Source organism: Streptomyces sp. V3I8 (assembly GCF_030817535.1).
In the GTDB taxonomy this organism is placed as follows: Bacteria; Actinomycetota; Actinomycetes; order Streptomycetales; family Streptomycetaceae; genus Streptomyces.
Map to the genome: position 1 here is coordinate 1312529 of NZ_JAUSZL010000002.1, position 17865 is coordinate 1330393.

The following is a 17865-nucleotide window of genomic DNA, read 5'->3' on the forward strand; positions in this document are numbered from 1 at the left end:
CGACCAGAAGATAGGCAGTCGCCCTGTACACGTCAACGCTTCGGGCACGTCTCCTCCCCGCGCCTCCCGGGGGCGCGGGGAGGAGACCCCGTTACGGGTTCCGGCGGGACGTCATCGTGCGCTGGATCAGGATGAACGCGCACAGGAGGACACCCGTCGCGATCTTCGTCCACCACGAGCTCAGCGTGCCCTCGAACTGGATCAGGCTCTTGATCAGTCCGAGCACCAGGACACCGAACAGCGTGCCCACCACATAACCCGAACCGCCCGTCAGCAGCGTGCCGCCGATGACGACCGCGGCGATCGCGTCCAGTTCGAGGCCGGTCGCGTGCAGCGGGTCACCGGACTGGATGTACAGCGTGAACAGGAGCCCCGCCAGCGCGGAGCAGAACCCGCTCACCGTGTACACCGCGATCTTCGTACCGCCCTGCGGAAGGCCCATCAGCAACGCCGACTGCTCGTTGCCGCCGATGGCGTACACCCGCCGCCCGAAGCGCGTGTGGTGCAGGACGTAGAACGCCACGGCGGCGACCACCAGCGCGATGACGGCGCCGACGGAGAGGAAGGCGCCGCCCAGGGACACCTGGGTCTGGGCCATGCCGCTCACCGAGGAGTCGGTGATGGAGATCGACTCCTTGCTGATGACCAGGCACAGCCCCCGGAAGAGGAACAGACCCGCGAGGGTCACGATGAACGGCTGGATCTCGAAGTTCTGGATCACGTAACCCATGAGATAGCCGCCGAACGCTCCCACGGCGAGCGCCATGGGGATGACGACCACGATCGGCAGCCCCTGCTTCTCCACCAGCCACGCCGTGAACATGGTGGTGAAGCCGATGACGGAGCCGACGGAGAGGTCGATGCCGCCGGAGAGGATGACGAAGGTGGCGCCCACGGCGGCGACCAGCAGGTAGCTGTTGTCGATGAACAGGTTGAGGAACACCTGCGTCTCGGCGAACCCGTAGTTCTGGTACCGGCTGAGGCCGATGACGTACATGACGAGGAACAGCCCGGCCGTCACGAGGACGGGCAGGCGGCGGTCGCCGAGGACGCGTGAGGCCCTGCCCGGTGTCCGGCCGGCCGGCGGCGCGGGCTTGTGGGTGGTCGTGGTCATCACGACACCTCCATGGTGCGAACGGCCTCGGACGCCGGGACGGAATCCGCCGGAGCCACGGCCTGCTTGGGGCCCCGCCCTCCGCCGAAGCGACCGCCGCCGAACACCTTGGCGCGGAACTTCGGGGACTGCATCAGGCAGACGATGATGACGACGGCGGCCTTGAAGACCAGGTTGGTCTGGGTGGGCACGCCGATGGTGTAGATCGTGGTGGTGAGGGTCTGGATGACGAGCGCGCCGACGACCGTGCCGCCGATGGAGAACCGGCCGCCGAGCAGCGACGTACCGCCGATGACCACGGCGAGGATGGCGTCGAGCTCGATCCACAGACCGGCGTTGTTGCCGTCCGCGGCCGAGGTGTTGGAGCTGATCATCAGGCCCGCGATCCCGGCGCACAGCGCGCAGAACACGTACACCATGATCTTGATGCGCCGGGACCGGATGCCGACCAGCCGGCTGGCCTCGGCGTTGCCGCCGACCGCCTCGACGAGCAGGCCCAGCGCCGTGCGGCGGGTCAGCGCCACGGTCACGGCGACCACGGCGGCCACCACGAAGATGGAGAAGGGCAGCGTCAGCCAGTAGCCGCCGCCGATCAGCTTGTACGGCTCGCTGTTGACGGTGATGATCTGGCCGTCGGTGATCAGCTGGGCGACACCGCGGCCGGCGACCATGATGATCAGCGTGGCGATGATCGGCTGGATGCCCATCCTGGCGACCAGGAAGCCGTTCCACAGGCCGCAGACGACCGCGGCCACCAGGCCGACGCCCATCGCGAGCAGCACGCCGGAGAGGGCGTCCTGGTCGGCCTGGTCGCTGATGTACGAACAGGTCAGGGCGCCGGTGATCGCGACGACCGCGCCGACGGACAGGTCGATGCCGCCGGTGGCGATGACGAGGGTCATGCCGACGGCGACGAGGATGAGGGGCGAGCCGAACAGCACGATGGAGACGAGGCTGCCGTAGAGGTGGCCGTCCGTCATCCTGACCGAGAAGAAGTCGGGCGTGAAGGGGACGTTGACGAGCAGCAGCAGGACCAGTACGGCGACCGGCCAGAACAGGTGATGGCGGGTCAGTACGCGCCATCGGGCAGGGGTGGTCACTGGTGCTCTCCGCTCGCGATGGTCTCCAGGATCCGGGTGGGCGTGAGCTCGGGCCCGTTGGCCAGCCTGGCCACGAGCTTGCGGTCGCGCAGCACGCCGATGGTGTGGCTCAGCCGCAGGATCTCCTCCAGCTCGGCCGCGATGTACAGCACGGCCATGCCGTCCTCGGAGAGCGAGACCACCAGTTTCTGGATCTCGGCCTTGGCGCCGATGTCGATGCCGCGCGTCGGCTCGTCCAGGATCAGCAGTTTCGGCCGGGTGATCAGCCAGCGGGCGAGCAGCACCTTCTGCTGGTTGCCGCCGCTGAGCTGCCCGACCCGGGCCTCGGGGTCGGCCGGCCGGATGTCCAGGGCCTTGATGTACTGGGCGACGAGTTCGTCGCGCTGGGCGGCCGGGACGGGCCGGATCCAGCCGCGCGCGGCCTGCAGCGCCAGGACGATGTTCTCGCGCACGGTCAGGTCCGGTACGAGGCCCTCGGCCCTGCGGTTCTCCGAGCAGAAGGCGACGCCCGCGGCGATCGCGTCGTTCGGGGCGCTCAGGGAGACCTGCTTGCCGCCGATGGTGACCTTGCCGGTGTCGGGCTGGTCGGCGCCGAAGAGCAGCCGGGCGAGTTCGGTGCGGCCCGAGCCGAGCAGTCCGGCGAGCCCGACGACCTCGCCCTTCTTGATCTCCAGGTCGAAGGGGGCGATGCCGCCGGCCCGGCCGACGCCCTCCGCGGTGAGCAGCGGCTCCCCCACGTCGGCGTGGAGTTGGTGGTCGTGCAGCTCCTCCAGCTGGTCCAGCGCCTTGCCGATCATCAGCTGGACGAGGCCGACCTGGTCGAGGTCGCGGACCATGTGCTCCCCGACGAGCGCGCCGTTGCGCAGGACGGTCATCCGGTCGCAGACCTCGTAGATCTGGTCGAGGAAGTGCGAGACGAACAGGATCGCCACGCCCTCGTCCTTCAACCGCCGCATCAGCGCGAAGAGTTCGAGGACCTCGTCGCGGTCGAGGCTGGAGGTCGGCTCGTCGAGGATCAGCACCTTGGTGCCCGACCCCGAGCCGTCGCTGTCCCCGGTGCCCACCGACCGTACGATCGCGACCAGTTGCTGCACGGCCAGCGGGTACGAGGACAGCGGCGCGTCGACGTCGATGTCGAGGCCGAGCCGGTCGACGAGCTCGGCGGCCTCGCGGCGCAGCCGCTTCCACCGGATGCGGCCGAAGCGGGTGGGTTCGCGCCCGATGAAGATGTTCTCCGCCACCGACAGGTTGGGGCAGAGGTTGACCTCCTGGTAGACCGTGCTGATACCGGCCTGCTGGGCCTGCGAGGGGCTGTGGAACCGTACGGACGTGCCGTTCAGGGTGATGGTGCCGCCGTCCAGGGGGTGGACCCCGGTCAGCACCTTGATGAGGGTGGACTTGCCGGCGCCGTTCTCGCCGAGCAGGGCGTGGATCTCGCCGGGGAAGAGCCGGAAGTCGACACCCGACAGAGCCCGTACCCCCGGAAACTCTTTGACTATGCCCGTCATCTCCAGGACGGGCAGCGGCTCTGCCATGGCAGCGCTCCTCATGGATGTTCGTTCGGGGCCCGGTGCGTCGGGCCCGGATGCGTTCAGGCCCGCAGGGAGCCCCCTGGACCGGGGTGTGCCCGGCCGGACGGAGGCTCCCTGGCGGAGGGTGCGGTCGGGTCAGTACTTGCGCGTCGGGAGGGCTTCCTTGGCCTGCTCCTGCAGGAAGTCGCCCTCCTTCGTCTTGATCCGGCGCTCGACCGTCTCGCCGTCGTCGACCTTCTTGACCAGGTCCATCAGCTGGGGGCCGAGCAGCGGGTTGCACTCGACGATGCCGTTGATCTTGCCCTCGGACATCGCGACGAAGCCGTCCTTCACGCCGTCGACCGAGATGATCAGGATGTCCTTGCCGGGCTTCTTGCCGGCCGCCTCGATGGACTGGATGGCGCCGAGGGCCATGTCGTCGTTGTGCGCGTAGAGCACGTTGATGTCCGGGTTGGACTGCAGGAAGGCCGCCATGACCTGCTTGCCGCCGGCCCGGGTGAAGTCGCCGGTCTGGCTGGCGACGATCTTCCAGTCGTCCTTGTGGTCGGCGTCCATGATCTCTTTGAAGCCCTTGGCGCGCTCGAGCGCCGGGGCGGCGCCGGTGGTGCCCTCCAGCTGGGCGATCTTCACCGCGCCCTTGTGGCCGGCCTTCTGGAGGACCGTCTCCAGCATCTTGCCCGCGCGGCGGCCCTCGTCGATGAAGTCGGAGCCGATGAAGGAGACGTACAGGGAGTCGTCGGACGTCTCGATCGAGCGGTCGGTGAGGATGACCGGGATCTTCGCGGTCTTGGCCTCCTTGAGCACCGCGTCCCAGCCCGTGACGACCACCGGCGAGAAGGCTATGACGTTCACCTTCTGCGCGATGTAGCTGCGGATCGCCGAGATCTGGTTCTCCTGCTTCTGCTGCGCGTCGGAGAACTTCAGGGTGTAACCGGCCTCCTTGGCCGCGTCCTTGACCGACTTGGTGTTGGCGGTGCGCCAGCCGCTCTCGGAACCGACCTGCGCGAAGCCCAGGGTGATCTTCTTGCCGCCGCCGCTGCCGGAGTCGGAGGAGCCGGAGGAGCTGTCGTCCTCCTTGGCACAGGCCGCCAGGCCGCCCGCGACCGCCACGCCGACCGCCGCGGTGAGGAAGTTCCTTCTGTTGAGCATGTTCTTCTCCTTTGAAGAGCGGGCCCTCAAGAGCCTGCTGGTACGCGCTTGGTGCTCGTCGGGACAGGCCCCCGCCATGTCCAGCATGTCCAGCCTGCCGATCATTGTTCGAAATACCGGTCAAAAAGGGGGCGTGTGGGAATCGGCTGCCGGGAGGGTGCGTCAGGTGGGCGGGGCCCCCTGGTCGGAGGTGTACGGGAACGTACTGGCACGGACGACGAGTTGGGGCTCGATGGCGATCCGGAGCGCCCCGGACGGCTCCCTGCCCTCGATCAGGTCCAGGAGCAGGGCGATGCTCCGCTTGCCGACCGCCGCGAAGTCCTGCCGGACGGTGGTGAGCGGCGGGGCGAAGAACTCCGACTCCGGGATGTCGTCGAAGCCGGCCACCGCGACGTCCTGCGGCGTGCGCACCCCCGCCTCACGCAGGGCCCGCAACACCCCCAGCGCCATCTGGTCGTTGGCGACGAAGACCGCGGTCAGCCCCCGGCCCACCCAGCCCGCCAGCTCCTGGCCCGCCCGGTAGCCCGACAGCGGACTCCAGTCCCCCCGCAGCAGCAACGGCGGTGCCACACCCGCCTGTTCCAGGGTGGTCCGCCAGCCCGCGGCCCGGTCGGCGGCCTCCTGCCAGTCCTCGGGTCCGGCGAGGTGCCAGACCGTGCGGTGGCCGGCGGCCAGCAGGTGAGCGGTGGCCAGCCGCGCGCCCAGGTGCTGGTCCACGTTGACGCTGGGGATCCCCAGGCCGGGCCCGCTGCCCACGGTCACCACCGGGAACGGGTGGCGCAGTTCGGCGAGGGCCTCGACCGCCGACCGCTGCGGCGCGATGGCGACGACCCCCTCCACGCCGCCCTCGCCGAGATGGTCCAGCGCCTCGGCCAGTTTCTCGACGGTCAGTCTGCGCAGGCTGACCGTCGAGACGAGGTAGCCCTCGGCGCGGGCCGCCTCCTCCAGGGCGAAGAGAGTGCTGGCCGGACCGTAGAGCGTGGTGTCCGAGGCGACCACACCCAGGGTCCGGGTGCGCCGGGTGACCAGGGCCCGTGCGGAGGAGTTGCGGCGGTAGCCCATCTCCTCGATCGCCCGCAGCACCCTGGCCCGTGTCTCGTCCCGGACGTTGGGGTGGTCCCCCAGCACCCGGGAGACGGTCTGATGGGACACCCCCGCCCGTCGCGCGACGTCGGCCATGGTGGGCGGCCGGAGCTGGGACTGCGTCATGGCCGCACCTCCTTGGCGGTCGTGCACCGAAAGATCCGCGTGTCGGGCCGGACCGCGGCCCGTCACATCGGCTCGTGATTGCGGAGGTCATTGTGAGCGCTAACAATTCATGCCGGTCAAGGGGGCCGACAGCAGGAGGGGCATCACGTTTGAGTAACGCGCCGCATGCGGGCGGTTGCGACGGCGGCGCGCGGGCGGGCCGCACGGCGGGCTGCGGCGAAGGTATTGACGGGCTCCGGACGCGGGCCTAGATTTCGGCACCGGATCGTACGAGAAGGGTCATGAGGAAAAAGGAAGAGGGCCCCCACGGGCTCTCGCCCGTGAAGACCCTTCACACCGTCGGGACGACAGGATTTGAACCTGCGACCCCTTGACCCCCAGTCAAGTGCGCTACCAAGCTGCGCCACGTCCCGATGCGTCCAGCTGTGTCCCGCCGCGGTGAACCGCGGGAAGACGCAGGTGAACCTTACCGCACCTGGAGCGGCGGGCGCCCGTGCCGCTCGACGCCCGGTGCCGCTCCTCGTCCGGCCGGCCGGTCGGCGAACAGGCCCCGCGCCGCGGCCCGCGTGTCGGACTCCGGCGACCGGGCCCGGGCACCGGGCACGCCGTCGCCCGTCGCCTCCAGGAGGACCTGGCCCGGCAGCCTCGGCGCGCCCGCCGGGGGCGAACGTGCCGTCAGCGATCGTCACCACGGTCGGCCTGGCATCACAGGCATGCTCCGGCGCGGCCGGCGGTTCGACCGGACGGCGCGGCAGCGCGAGGCACAGGAGTGCGCCCACGCCCGCGTGGCGGGCCGCGTCGACGCGGTCGGCGAGCAGCGTTCCGCCCTCGTCCGGCAGGCGCACGTCGGGGTGCGCCTGCGCGGCGAAGTGGGCGAAGCCGCGCGCTCGGGCGGCCGAGGCGCGCAGCCCGGGCACGGGCGGCCGGGAGGCGGCCGTCAGCCGGCCCGCGTCCCGCACCGGACCGGAGTCGGCCGGCCGTGCGTCCACGGCCGGCCCGGCGGGTACGACGGCCCGCAGGTGCCTGCGCGGCGCCGGACACCCGTCGCGAAGCCGAAGGCGACCGCGACCGCGAAACGGGCCACCGAGGGCCGGCTCGCCCCGGCCGGTCCGGCCGGTCCGGCCGGTCCGGCGAACTCCACGCTCGACAGGAACGGCGCGGCGGCCGTCCGCCGGACCAGGCGGCACCGGGCGATCCGCCACCGCGTGGGGGCAGCCGACGCCCCCGGCCCTCCCGACGGTCCTACGCAGCCGCGCGTCCCCGTGGACAGGCGTGGCGGTCAGCTCGTGAGGCCGGCCGACTTCAGCCACTCCTCGGCCACGTCGGAGGAGTCCTCCTTGTCGTTGACGAGCTTCTTCATCATCTCCAGCAGGTCCTCGGTGGTGAGCTTGGCCGAGATGGCGTTGAGCGCCGACCTGGCCTTGTCGTTCACCGCGGACTTGTAGACGAGGGGCGTGATGTTCTGCGAGGAGAAGAGGCTCTTCGGGTCCTCCAGGACGACCAGCTTGTCCTCGATGATGGCGGGGTCGGTCGTGTAGAGGTTGGCGGCCTGGACCTTGTCGTCCTTCAGCAGCTTCAGCAGGGTGCTCTGGGCGCCCGCGTCCAGCGGCTGGAACTTCCCGAACTCGACGCCGTAGACGGTCTTCAGGCCGACGCCGCCCTGGGTGCGGGTCTTGAACTCCGAGCCGGCGCCGATCGTCAGGTCCTTGGCGACCGGCTTCAGGTCGGCCAGGCTCTTGAGGTCGTACTTGTCGGCGATCTTGGAGGTGACCGTGACCGAGTCCTTGTCCTCGGCCGCCGCGGAGTCGAGTATCTCCACCGACTTCGGAAGCTTCGCCTTCAGTTCGGCGTTGATCTCCTCCGTGCTGGTGGCGGTGCTCTTCTTGTCGACCGCGACGGACAGCAGGGCGCCGTTGTACTCGGGGAAGACGCCGATGCCTCCCTTGACGACCTGGTCGTAGTAGACCTCGCGGGCGCCGATGTCGAACTTGCGGGTCACCTTCAGCCCCTTGTCCTCCAGGGCCTGGGCGTAGATCTCGGCGAGCAGCTGGTTCTCGGGGAAGTTGGCCGAACCGACGACGACGGCCTTGCCGTCGCCGCCGCTGTCGCCACTGCTGCCCGTCAGCGGATTGTCGTCGCTGTCGTCGCCGCCTCCGCAGGCGGAGACGGTCAGGGTGAGCGCGGCGACGATGCCGAGGGCGGCGGTACGGTACGTGGCTTTCATGATGTTCCCTCTTTCAGGTACTCGGTGACTCAGGTACTGGGTGATTCGGGTACTGGGTGATTCAGGTGACGAGTCGATTCGGATACTCGGTTACTCGGGTGTGCGGGTACACGGCGTACCGCTCAGGGCTTGGTCGCCGCGGGCCGCAGACCGGGCGAGACGACGGCGCGCCGCAGCGCGGTGAAGGCGGCCTGGACGACGAGCGCCAGCGCCACGACGACGGCGGAGCCGCCGATGACCAGTTCGTAGTCGTTGCGGGAGAGCCCGTCGACGATGTAGCGGCCGAGACCGCCGAGACCGGGGTACGCGGCGACGGTCGCCGTGGCGACCACCTGGATGGCGGCGACGCGCAGGCCCAGCAGGATCAGCGGGAGCGCCATCGGCACCTCGACCTTCAGCAGGACCTCCCAGCCGGTCATGCCCATCCCCTTCGCGGCGTCCCGGGTGTCGGGGTCGACACCGCGGACCCCTTCGAAGGTGTTGATGAGGATCGGCGGGACCGCGAGCGCCACCAGGGCGACGAGTACGGGGGCGGTGCTGAGCCCGGCGAGGGTCACGACCAGGACGACCAGGCCGAAGGTGGGGATCGCCCGGGCCAGGTTCGCGATGCTGGCCACCGCGAACGCGCCGCGGCCGGTGTGCCCGACGAGCAGGCCGAGCGCCAGCCCGATCACCGTCGCGAACAGCAGCGACAGGCCGCTGTAGGTCAGGTGCTCCAGGAGGCGGTGCGGGATGCCGTCGTCGCCGTGCCACTGCGCGGACGACGTCAGCCAGTCGCCGACGAGCCGGATCTGGTTCACGAGGTCGTTCACGCCTTCACCCCCTTGCCGCGCGCCCAGGGCGTGAGCAGCCGCTGCGCCAGGACGAGCAGGGCGTCGGTGGCGAGGGCCAGCAGCATGATCAGTACGGTCGCGGTGATGATCGGGGTCGGGAAGTCGAGCTGCAGGCCCCGGGTGATGTAGTAGCCGAGGCCGCCCTGTCCGATCAGCTGCCCCACGGCGACGAGGCTGATGGAGGAGACCGCCGCGACCCGTACGCCGGCCACGACCACGGGTACGGCGATCGGCAGTTCGACCTGGACGACCCGGCGGACCGTGCTGAACCCCATCGCGGTGGCCGCCTGCCGTACCGGGTCGGGGACCGACGCCAGTCCGTCCACGACGTTCGGGATGAGGACCGACAGCGTGTAGAGGGTCAGCGGGATCATGACCGTGCGTTCGGTCAGGCCCGTGTAGCGGACGAAGATCATGAACAGGGCCAGCGACGGGATGGAGTACAGCACGTTGGCCGCGGTCAGGGTCGGCGGGTAGACCCACCGGTAGCGGTGGCAGAGCATGCCCAGCGGTATGGAGATGATCAGCCCGAACAGCACGGGCAGGAGGCCCAGCCGCAGATGGACCCCGGTGTAGTGGGCCAGCTCACCGACATGATCACCGATCCAGGCCCACCGTACGAGCGGCTCGTCGTCCCTCATCGCTTCTCACCGCCCGCGCCGCCGGTCCCCGGGTCCCCCGACGAGGACCGGCCCTCGTCCGCCGCGGAAGCCTCGCCTGCGCCGGTCGCCTTACCCACCTCGGACGCCTCAGGCGTCTTGGGCGTTTCGCCCGCGTCGGTCCGAGCGTTCGTTTCGCGCTGCGCGCCGGTGGCCGGCGAGTCCTCGGCGGTCGCGCCCGCGCCGACCGCTACGGGAGCCCTGGACGCCTCGCCCACGCCGAGCGCCTCGCCCGCGCCGGGCACCTTGCCCACCTCGGAAGCCTCGCCTGCGCCGGACGCCTCGCCCACGCCGAGCGCCTTACCCGCGCCGGGCACCTTGCCCCCCTCGGAAGCCTCGCCTGCGCCGGGCGCCTCACCGACGTCGAACGCCTTACCCGCACCGGACGCCTCGCCCACGTCGAACGCCTTACCCACGCCGAGCGCCTTGCCCGCGCCAGGCACCTTGCCCGTCTCCGGCGTCTCGGGCGCCTCCGGCGTCTTACCCGCCTCGGTCCGAGCGTTCGTTTCGTTCCGCGCGTCCGTTTCGTCCTGAGCGTCGGCGGTCGCCGGGCCCCCGGCGGTCGCGTCCGCGCCCACGTGGGCTTGCGGCAGCGTGCCGCCGGCGACCGGGGTCTTCGCCGACGCGCCGGTGACCGTCGAGGCCCGGGCCATCGCCGCGGACAGCTCGTACGCGTCCGCCACCCCCGCGACCGCGCCCTGCGCGTCCACTCCCACCGCGAGGTGGGAGGGGGACAGCAGCGCCGCGTCGAGGGCGGCGCGTGCCGAGTCGCCGGTCAGGCTGAACGTGTGGCCGAGCGGGGCGAGCGTCGCGTCCGCCAGCGTGCCGCCGGGCGGCAGGTCGGCGGTGGCGGCCCAGCCGAGCGGCCGCCTGGCGGCGTCGACGGCGAGCACCCAGGGCTCGCCGAGGGCCCGGGTTGCGGCCACCGAAGCGGTCACCGGCAGCACCGGACCCTCGCGCAGCGGCAGACCGGACGCCTGGACGAAGGAGAGCCGCCGGATACCGCGGTCCTGCCCGACGAAGTCGGCCACGAAGTCGTCGGCGGGGTGCTCGAGCAGCCGCTCCGGGGTGTCGAACTGGGCGAGCCTGCCGCCGGTCCGGAACACCGCGATGTGGTCGCCCAGCTTGATCGCCTCGTCGATGTCGTGGGTGACGAAGACGATGGTCTTGTGCAGCTCCTTCTGCAGGCGCAGGAACTCCGCCTGCAGCTCCGCCCGCACGATGGGGTCGACCGCGCTGAACGGCTCGTCCATGAGCAGCACGGGCGGGTCCGCGCCCAGCGCCCTGGCCACCCCGACCCGCTGCTGCTGCCCGCCGGAGAGCTGGTACGGGTAGCGCTTGGCCATCGTGGCCGGCAGCCCCACCAGGTCGAGCAGCTCGGCCGCCCTCGACCGGGCCTTCTTCTTGCCCCAGCCGAGCAGCAGCGGCACGGTCGCGACGTTGTCCAGGATGGTCCGGTGCGGGAAGAGCCCGGCGTGCTGGATCACGTAGCCGATCCCCCTGCGCAGCTCGGGGGCGGCCACCTCCCGTATGTCCTGGCCGCGCAGGCTGACCGTGCCGGCCGACGGCTCCACCATGCGGTTGACCATCCGCAGGGTCGTGGTCTTGCCGCAGCCGGAGGGACCGACCAGGACCGTGAGGCCGCCCTCGGCCAGCTCCAGGGACAGTCCGTCCACGGCTGTGGTGCCGTTGGGATAGTTTTTGCTCACCGCGTCGAATCTGATCAAAGCTGCCCCTTACCCGACTGCATATCGTCATGCAGAGTTGTTCGTGACTGAATTACAGTCAATCCCCTTTTGTAAACGGGGCATTACGTTCGTCCGAAGAAAGCTGGAGGACGCCCGGTATGACTGCCCTTGACCCTGTTCTGTTCACGTTCCTGAACGGTTCGGACATCGAACAGCTGGAACTGACCGACATCGAGGTGCTTGACGCCGTCGAACAGGGACTACTCGCCCAGGGTCGCGGCGAGACGGTCATCGAACCACGGGTCCACCTCACACCCGACCCCGCCTTCAACGGCCACTTCAACGTCCTGCGCGGCTATGTGGCCCCGCTCGGCATGGCCGGCGTCAAGATCGTGGGCGACTACGTCGACAATTACAAATCGGGTCTGCCCTCCGAGATGGCCCTGCTGAACCTCTTCGACCCGCGTACGGGCATGCCGCTGGCCGTGCTGGACGCGACCGCGATCACCGAGATGCGCACCGGGGCGCTCACCGCGCTGGGAGCCCGGCACCTGGCCCGGCCCGGCTCCAAGGTGCTCGGTCACATCGGCGCCCGCGCCACCTCGTACTGGAACGTCCGCCTGCTCGACCGGATCTTCGACCTCGACGAGATCCGCGTCCACTCGCGGCGTCCGGAGAGCCGCAAGGCGTTCGCGCAGCGGCTGGAGCGCGACCTCGGCAAGCCCGTGACCGTCACCGACGACTGGAGGTCGTGCGTCGAGGGCGCCGACATCGTCGTGGAGGCGTCCCGCCTGGAACGGCCCGAGCCGCTGCTCAGGACGGAGTGGATCGCGCCGGGCGCCCTCGTCGTCCCGTACGGAACGATGAGCGCGGTGGAACTCGGTCTCACCGACATCATGGACAAGATCGTCGTCGACGACTGGGGCCAGTGCCGGTCGGGGCCCTTCGGGGCGTTGCGCGCGCACGTCGCATCGGGCCGGCTCAGCGAGGCGACCCTGTACGGCGAGCTGTGCGAGATCGTCGCCGGTGACAAGCCGGGCCGGGAACGGGCCGACGAGACGATCCTCTTCTGGCACCGGGGCCTGTCCCTGTCCGACATCGCTCTCGGCGCGGCCGTGCTGGCGAAGGCCCGGGAGCGCGGACTCGGGCAGAAACTGCGGTTCTCATGACGGCCCCCTACCCCGCCGGTGCCGAATCAGTGGTCCTCGACGGACACACGCTGACCGGCGAGGACGTGGCCGCCGTCGCCCTGCGCGGCGCCCGGGTCGTGCTCGCCGACGAGGTGCTCCCCCGGCTGGCGCGCGAGCGCGCGGTGGTCGACGACGTGGTGGACCGCCAGGTGCCGACGTACGGACTGACGACAGGGCTCGGCAGCCGTTCGTCGTACGCGCTGCCCCGCGAGGAACTCGCGCGGTTCAGCGTGCGCACCGTACGCGGCCGGGCGAACGCGGTCGGCGCCCCGCTGCCCGTCCCGGTCGTACGCGCCGCCCTGGTCGCCCGCGTCAACGGCCTGGCGGGAGGGGGCAGCGGGATCGGCCCGCGGATCGTGCCGCTGCTCGTCGCCATGCTCAACGCACGGGTCCATCCGCTGGTCCCCGAGGTCGGGTCGATCGGCGCCTCGGACCTGTGCCAGATGGCACATGTGGGTCTCGTCGTCATCGGCGAGGGCCGTGCCGAGCTCCGCGGCGAGGTGCTCGACGGCGGGGCGGCCCTGCGGCGGGCCGGACTGGCCCCCGCCGAGCTGGGTCCCAAGGACGGGCACGTGCTGTGCAGCGCGAGCCCGCTGGCCGCCGGCCACGGCGGTCTCGTCCTGCACGAGGCGGCAGCCGTCCTCACCCTGGCCCAGGCCGTGACGGCACTCACCTTCGAGGGCTTCCGGGCGAACACCGGCCCGCTGGACGCCCGGGTGCTGGGCCTGCGTCCGGCTCCCGGGCAGTCCCGGGCCGCGGCGGAACTCCGCACGTTCCTCGACGGCGGTGAGCTGACCGACCCCCGGCGGGCCCGCCGGGTCCAGGACCCGATCAGCCTGCGCTGCGCGGCCCAGGTGCACGGGGCGCTGCACGCCGCGCTCGACTTCGCCGGCGCGGCACTGGATCCCGAGCTCAACGGCAGTGGCGACAACCCGGTGGTCCTGACCGCCGTCGAGGACAGCGGTGACACCGCCGGAACCACCGACGCCGCCGGAACCACCACCGGCACCGCCGCCGGCGCCGCCGCACCAGGTGAGATCCTCTCGTCCGGCAACTTCCACACCCCGGCCCTCGCCCTGTCCTTCGACACGCTCGCGCTGGCCCTGACCCAGACGGCGGCCCTCTGCGCGGAACGCATGCGCCGGCTGCTCGACCCGGTGCTGAGCGGGCTGCCCGCCAACCTGTCCCCGTACGGCCCGGAGCGTTCGGGCTTCGCGCCCCTGGCCAAGACGGCGCAGGCGCTGGTCGCCGAGATCCGTCTGCTGTCGGCGCCGGTGAGCACCGACCCGCGGCACGGCGCGCACGGCGTGGAGGACGACTCGACCAACGCGGCGCTCGGGGCCAGGCGGCTGTCGACGATGCTCGTCCGGCTGCGGCAGCTGCTCGCCGTGGAGGCCGTGACCGCCGCGCAGGCGGTCGACCTGGCCGCGCCCGCCGCCCTCGGGCACGGACCGGCCCTGCTGCACCGGGCGGTGCGCGAGCTCGTCCCGCACCTGGACGACGACCGGCCCTGCGGCGCGGACGTGGACCGGGTGAGCGAGGATGTCCTGGGGTCCGACGAGGTACGGGACGCCCTGCGCGCCCTGGTGGAAGGAGCCCCGTGACCAACGTCGACGTGCACCAGCACCTGTGGACCGGCTCGTTCGTCGAGGCCCTGCGGGCGCGCGCCGAGCCGCCGTACCTGGACGGCTGGACCCTGCACACCGCCGGCGAGCCGCCCTACGAGGTGGCCCGTGCCGACCACGACACCGCCCGCCGGGCCGATCTGGCCGCGGCCGACGGGCTCGGCCGGGCGCTCGTCTCGCTGTCGTCCCCGCTCGGCGTGGAGTGGCTGCCGGCCGAGGACGCACGGCCGCTGCTCGACGCCTACCACGAGGGCTCGGCCGCGCTGCCCCGGCCGTTCGGTGCCTGGGCCGCCGCCTGCGTGCGCGACATCGACGCCGGCGTGACGGCCGGCTACCTGGACCTCGGCTTCGCCGGTCTGCAGCTCCCGGCGAACGCCCTGGCGGACGAGGCCGGCTACACGCGGTGCGCCCCGCTGCTCGACCTGCTGGTGGAACGGGACCTGCCGCTGTTCGTCCACCCGGGTCCCGCCGCCGACCCGGCCCGGCGGCCGGGCTGGTGGCCCGCGATGGTGCCGTACGTGCAGCAGATGCACGCCGCCTGGTTCGCGTTCCGGGCGTTCGGCCGGCCGCGCCATCCGCGGCTGCGGGTGTGCTTCGCGCTGCTGGCCGGGCTGGCTCCCCTGCACGGGGAACGGTTCGCCGCCCGGGCGGGCGCCGAGGGCCGCGGGGCGGTCGACCCGGACGTCTTCGTCGAGACCTCCTCGTACGGCCCCCGCGGGGTCGAGGCGGTCGTCCGCGTCCTCGGCACCGACGTGGTGGTCCAGGGCTCGGACCGCCCCTACGCCGAACCCCCGCAGGCCCCCGGTTTCGGCCTCGGCGGCGCGGCGGCGTACGCCTTCCGCATAGCCAACCCCCGCCGCCTGCTCACCGGTGGGGCCTGACGGCTGCGCCCCGAAGGGCGCGGGGAACTGCGCGACCGGCCACGACGCGCCCGCGGACGGACGACCCGGCCCGGCGGAGCGCTACCGCGGCGGCGTGGGCGTGTCATGCGTCCGGTACATCGCCTGCACGTCCAGTTCCAGCTGGACCGTCGGCCCGACCACCGCGATCCCGCGTGCCAGCATGGACTTCCAGTTCAGCGTGTAGTCCTCGCGGTGCAGCTCCGCCCTGGCCAGTGCGGCGCAGCGCAGCTCCTCGCCGTAGCCGCCGTTCACCGTGCCGAGGTAGGTGGTGTCCAGGGCCACCGAGCGGCTCACCCCGTGCATCGTCAGCGAGCCCTGCAGGGTCCACCGGCTGCCGCCGCGGTACGCGAACCGGGTGCCGTGGAACTCGAGGTGCGGGAACCGCTCGACGTCCAGGAAGTCGCCGGAGCGCAGGTGGTCGTCGCGGGTCCGGTTGCCGGTGGTGATGCTCGACGCGTCGATACGGACGTGCACGCGGGAGTCGGCCATGTCCTCGCCGATCCGGATGCCGCCCTCGAACCGCTCGAAGCGGCCGTGCACGTGCGCCATGCCGACGTGCTTGGCAATGAACCGGATCGCCGTGTGGGGCGGGTCGAAGAGCCAGTTGCCCGGCGGCGGCAGTTGCGGCCCACGGGCGGGCTGGAGCTGGATCCGCTCCCCCGGCGCCGCGGGCCCGGCCACCACGTCGACCGTCTCGTGGTGCGGGTGCAGGCCTTCGGCGGCGACCATCAGGCTGTACCGGCCGGGCGGCAGCGCCGCGAGGAAGCAGCCGTACGGGTCGGTGGTGCCGCGTGCCACGACGCGGTGCGTGTCCAGCGCGGTGACCGTGACGTCGGCCGCGCCCATCGGCTGGCCCACGGGGTCGAGGACCTCGCGGCCGATGGCGCCCGCGCCCGGCGGGAGGGGGAGCGGGAAGCCCGTCGCACCGGCGCCGGGGCCCCGTTCGGTCCGCCGTTGCCGAAGCAGTGCGAGGGCCATGGTGTCCACCTTTCTTCACCTGCGTCCGAGCCCGGGAGACGGCACGGAGCTCAGAGCGATGGTCGCCCAGGACGCGCGGAAGCGGGTGTCTCACTTCGAGACACCCGCTTCCGGGGCGACGGCACCACCGCCCCGGTCCTCGCGGCCCGACGGTCACACCGTGGGCGGCCCGGCGCTCACACGGTGACGCCGTCGATCTCGAAGGTCTGCACCGAGGCGGCGGCGAACGGCACGCTCAGGCTCCTGCCGTTCAGGTAGGTGTCCGAGCGGGCGGTGTAGAGGTCCCCGCCGCCCGAGGTCAGCGTGCTCCAGCGGCGTACGAGTCCGCCCGTGCCGCCGGTGACCTGGCCGAAGCGGGACAGGTCGAAGGTGAGCGTCTGCGCGGCGCCGGAGTTGACCGCCACGACGACCAGGCGCTTCGTCGTCGCGTCATGGGCGGCGACCGCGTATCCGACGCCCGTGTCGATGACGGTCATGCCCGGCCGGATGTGGCGGCTGAACTGGGCCATCACGTAGTACTTGGTCTGCACGGTGGTCGGCTGCAGCGTGTTCTGGTCGTACGCGATCATCGCCCAGCCGGTGGAGGGGTCCATCACCTGCCAGTAGACCCAGGCGGTCGGGTGCAGCCAGCGGAAGTCCGTGCACAGGTTGTTCGCCAGGGTGAGGCCGGTGCCGTCGCTGTCACCGGTCTCCGAGTTCCACAGCTTCTTGCCCGCCGTCGTGACGACGTCCGTGTACAGGAGGTCGCGGCGGCCGCCGGAGCCCTGGTAGCCGTGCACGTTGACCTGGCCGATCAGGGCCTTCGTCGACGCCCCGAAGGAGTTCCAGGTCGTACGGGCCAGGTCGTAGCTCGTCTCGTCGGAGGCCGAGAGCCTGACGCCGGACAGGCCGCGCTTGTCCAGCTCGCTGCGCAGGTACGGCAGGACGGCCGCCTGGACGGAGGCGTCCATGTGGCAGCCCTCCTGCGTGCCCGTGGCGGTCCACCAGCCGGACGAGGGCTCGTTGAAGGGATCCACGGTCGCGAAGTTCACACCCCAGTTGTTCTTCGCGTACAGGGCGACGGCGGCCAGGTGGGAGGCGTGCTGGCGGTAGTTCCAGGACTGGAGGTTGTTGCCGCCGCCGGACGCGCCGGACGGGTTGTGGTTGAGGCACATCCACCACATGGGCGAGTTGGCGAACAGTTCGGTGACGGCCCCGCGCCGGACCGCCTTGACCAGGGCGGCCCGCTGGTTGGCGTCGGCCGTCCAGTCCCAGGCGGCGGAGGTGGGGTCCTCGTTGTTCCAGTCCTGCCAGAAACCCTCGATCTGCTTGAACGCCGGGATGTTGGGCGAGGCCGCCATGGTCTGGCCGCCCACGCTGTTCGGACTGCACGCGCCCAGGTTGTAGCGGGCGATGTTCAGGCCGAGACCGGGCAGGGTCCTGCCGCCGTACGCGACCGAGTTGGTGGTGAAGAAGATGTCGGCGAAGTCGTCGCGCGCGCCGAACACATTGGCCCACCAGGCGAGGGAGGTGCCCCAGCCCTCCCACCGCCCGTAGGTGGTGGCGGGGTCGACCGCGACGGTCGCGTCGGCCCGGGCCGTGCCTGTCGCCAGCGCGCTCCCCAGCAGCGTGCCGCCCGCCGCCGCCAGCAGCGATCTGCGCTTGATCATGGAATCTCCTGTC

General features: G+C 71.4%; 13 protein-coding genes, 1 tRNA gene and 2 pseudogenes. 3 read left to right on the forward strand and 13 right to left on the reverse strand.

The features are described 5' to 3' along the window. Window positions 1-91 precede the first annotated feature (91 nt). The 11 genes and pseudogenes from yjfF to QFZ75_RS05920 all read right to left on the reverse strand — a co-directional run. Complete coding sequence (gene yjfF / locus QFZ75_RS05870) at window positions 92-1114, reverse strand: galactofuranose ABC transporter, permease protein YjfF (protein ID WP_307534427.1); 1023 nt, start codon at window positions 1112-1114, stop codon at window positions 92-94. Beyond that, window positions 1114-2214, reverse strand: a complete 1101-nt coding sequence (locus QFZ75_RS05875) for an ABC transporter permease (RefSeq protein WP_307534429.1) — start codon at window positions 2212-2214, stop codon at window positions 1114-1116. Before QFZ75_RS05875 ends, yjfF begins: the two co-directional genes overlap by 1 nt. Next, window positions 2211-3749, reverse strand: a complete 1539-nt coding sequence (locus tag QFZ75_RS05880) for a sugar ABC transporter ATP-binding protein (RefSeq protein WP_307534430.1) — start codon at window positions 3747-3749, stop codon at window positions 2211-2213. The genes QFZ75_RS05875 and QFZ75_RS05880 overlap by 4 nt, the downstream gene beginning before the upstream one ends. Window positions 3750-3881: 132 nt before the next feature. After that, window positions 3882-4895, reverse strand: coding sequence for an ABC transporter substrate-binding protein (locus tag QFZ75_RS05885; RefSeq protein ID WP_307534431.1), 1014 nt, complete (start codon window positions 4893-4895; stop codon window positions 3882-3884). Window positions 4896-5057: 162 nt separating this feature from the next. Further along, complete coding sequence (locus tag QFZ75_RS05890) at window positions 5058-6104, reverse strand: LacI family DNA-binding transcriptional regulator (protein WP_307534432.1); 1047 nt, start codon at window positions 6102-6104, stop codon at window positions 5058-5060. A gap of 339 nt (window positions 6105-6443) precedes the next feature. Continuing rightward, window positions 6444-6517 (reverse strand) — tRNA-Pro (locus tag QFZ75_RS05895). Window positions 6518-6639: 122 nt separating this feature from the next. Next, window positions 6640-7374 (reverse strand): annotated as a pseudogene (locus tag QFZ75_RS05900) (MurR/RpiR family transcriptional regulator); the annotation flags it as partial. Window positions 7375-7383: 9 nt separating this feature from the next. Beyond that, window positions 7384-8328: an ABC transporter substrate-binding protein gene (locus QFZ75_RS05905; RefSeq protein WP_307534433.1), complete on the reverse strand. Its 945-nt coding sequence runs from the start codon at window positions 8326-8328 to the stop codon at window positions 7384-7386. A gap of 122 nt (window positions 8329-8450) precedes the next feature. Continuing rightward, window positions 8451-9140, reverse strand: coding sequence for an ABC transporter permease (locus tag QFZ75_RS05910; protein ID WP_307534434.1), 690 nt, complete (start codon window positions 9138-9140; stop codon window positions 8451-8453). Beyond that, on the reverse strand, window positions 9137-9802 hold the full coding sequence (locus tag QFZ75_RS05915) for an ABC transporter permease (protein WP_307534435.1): 666 nt from the start codon (window positions 9800-9802) through the stop codon (window positions 9137-9139). The genes QFZ75_RS05910 and QFZ75_RS05915 overlap by 4 nt, the downstream gene beginning before the upstream one ends. A 626-nt stretch (window positions 9803-10428) precedes the next feature. Next, window positions 10429-11547, reverse strand: a pseudogene (locus QFZ75_RS05920) (ABC transporter ATP-binding protein); the annotation flags it as partial. 119 nt (window positions 11548-11666) lie between these two features. Here QFZ75_RS05920 and QFZ75_RS05925 point away from each other — a divergent pair. The 3 genes from QFZ75_RS05925 to QFZ75_RS05935 are packed head-to-tail and all read left to right on the forward strand — an operon-like array spanning window position 11667 to window position 15204. After that, entirely contained in the window at window positions 11667-12677 is a 1011-nt protein-coding gene (locus QFZ75_RS05925) for an ornithine cyclodeaminase family protein (protein WP_307534437.1), read from the forward strand. Next, window positions 12674-14302 (forward strand): histidine ammonia-lyase, encoded by a 1629-nt coding sequence (hutH, locus tag QFZ75_RS05930; RefSeq protein WP_307534438.1) that lies wholly within the window; start codon window positions 12674-12676, stop codon window positions 14300-14302. The genes QFZ75_RS05925 and hutH overlap by 4 nt, the downstream gene beginning before the upstream one ends. Beyond that, window positions 14299-15204, forward strand: a complete 906-nt coding sequence (locus tag QFZ75_RS05935; RefSeq protein WP_307534439.1) for an amidohydrolase family protein — start codon at window positions 14299-14301, stop codon at window positions 15202-15204. Before hutH ends, QFZ75_RS05935 begins: the two co-directional genes overlap by 4 nt. An 81-nt stretch (window positions 15205-15285) precedes the next feature. Here QFZ75_RS05935 and QFZ75_RS05940 read toward each other — a convergent pair whose 3' ends face one another. Both QFZ75_RS05940 and QFZ75_RS05945 read right to left on the reverse strand, forming a co-directional pair. After that, window positions 15286-16203: a YceI family protein gene (locus QFZ75_RS05940; RefSeq protein ID WP_307534440.1), complete on the reverse strand. Its 918-nt coding sequence runs from the start codon at window positions 16201-16203 to the stop codon at window positions 15286-15288. A 176-nt stretch (window positions 16204-16379) separates the two neighbouring features. Then, the gene (locus QFZ75_RS05945; protein WP_307534442.1) at window positions 16380-17852 is read right to left on the reverse strand and encodes a glycoside hydrolase; all 1473 of its coding nucleotides are present in this window, start codon (window positions 17850-17852) and stop codon (window positions 16380-16382) included. Between the last annotated feature and the right edge of the window lie 13 nt (window positions 17853-17865).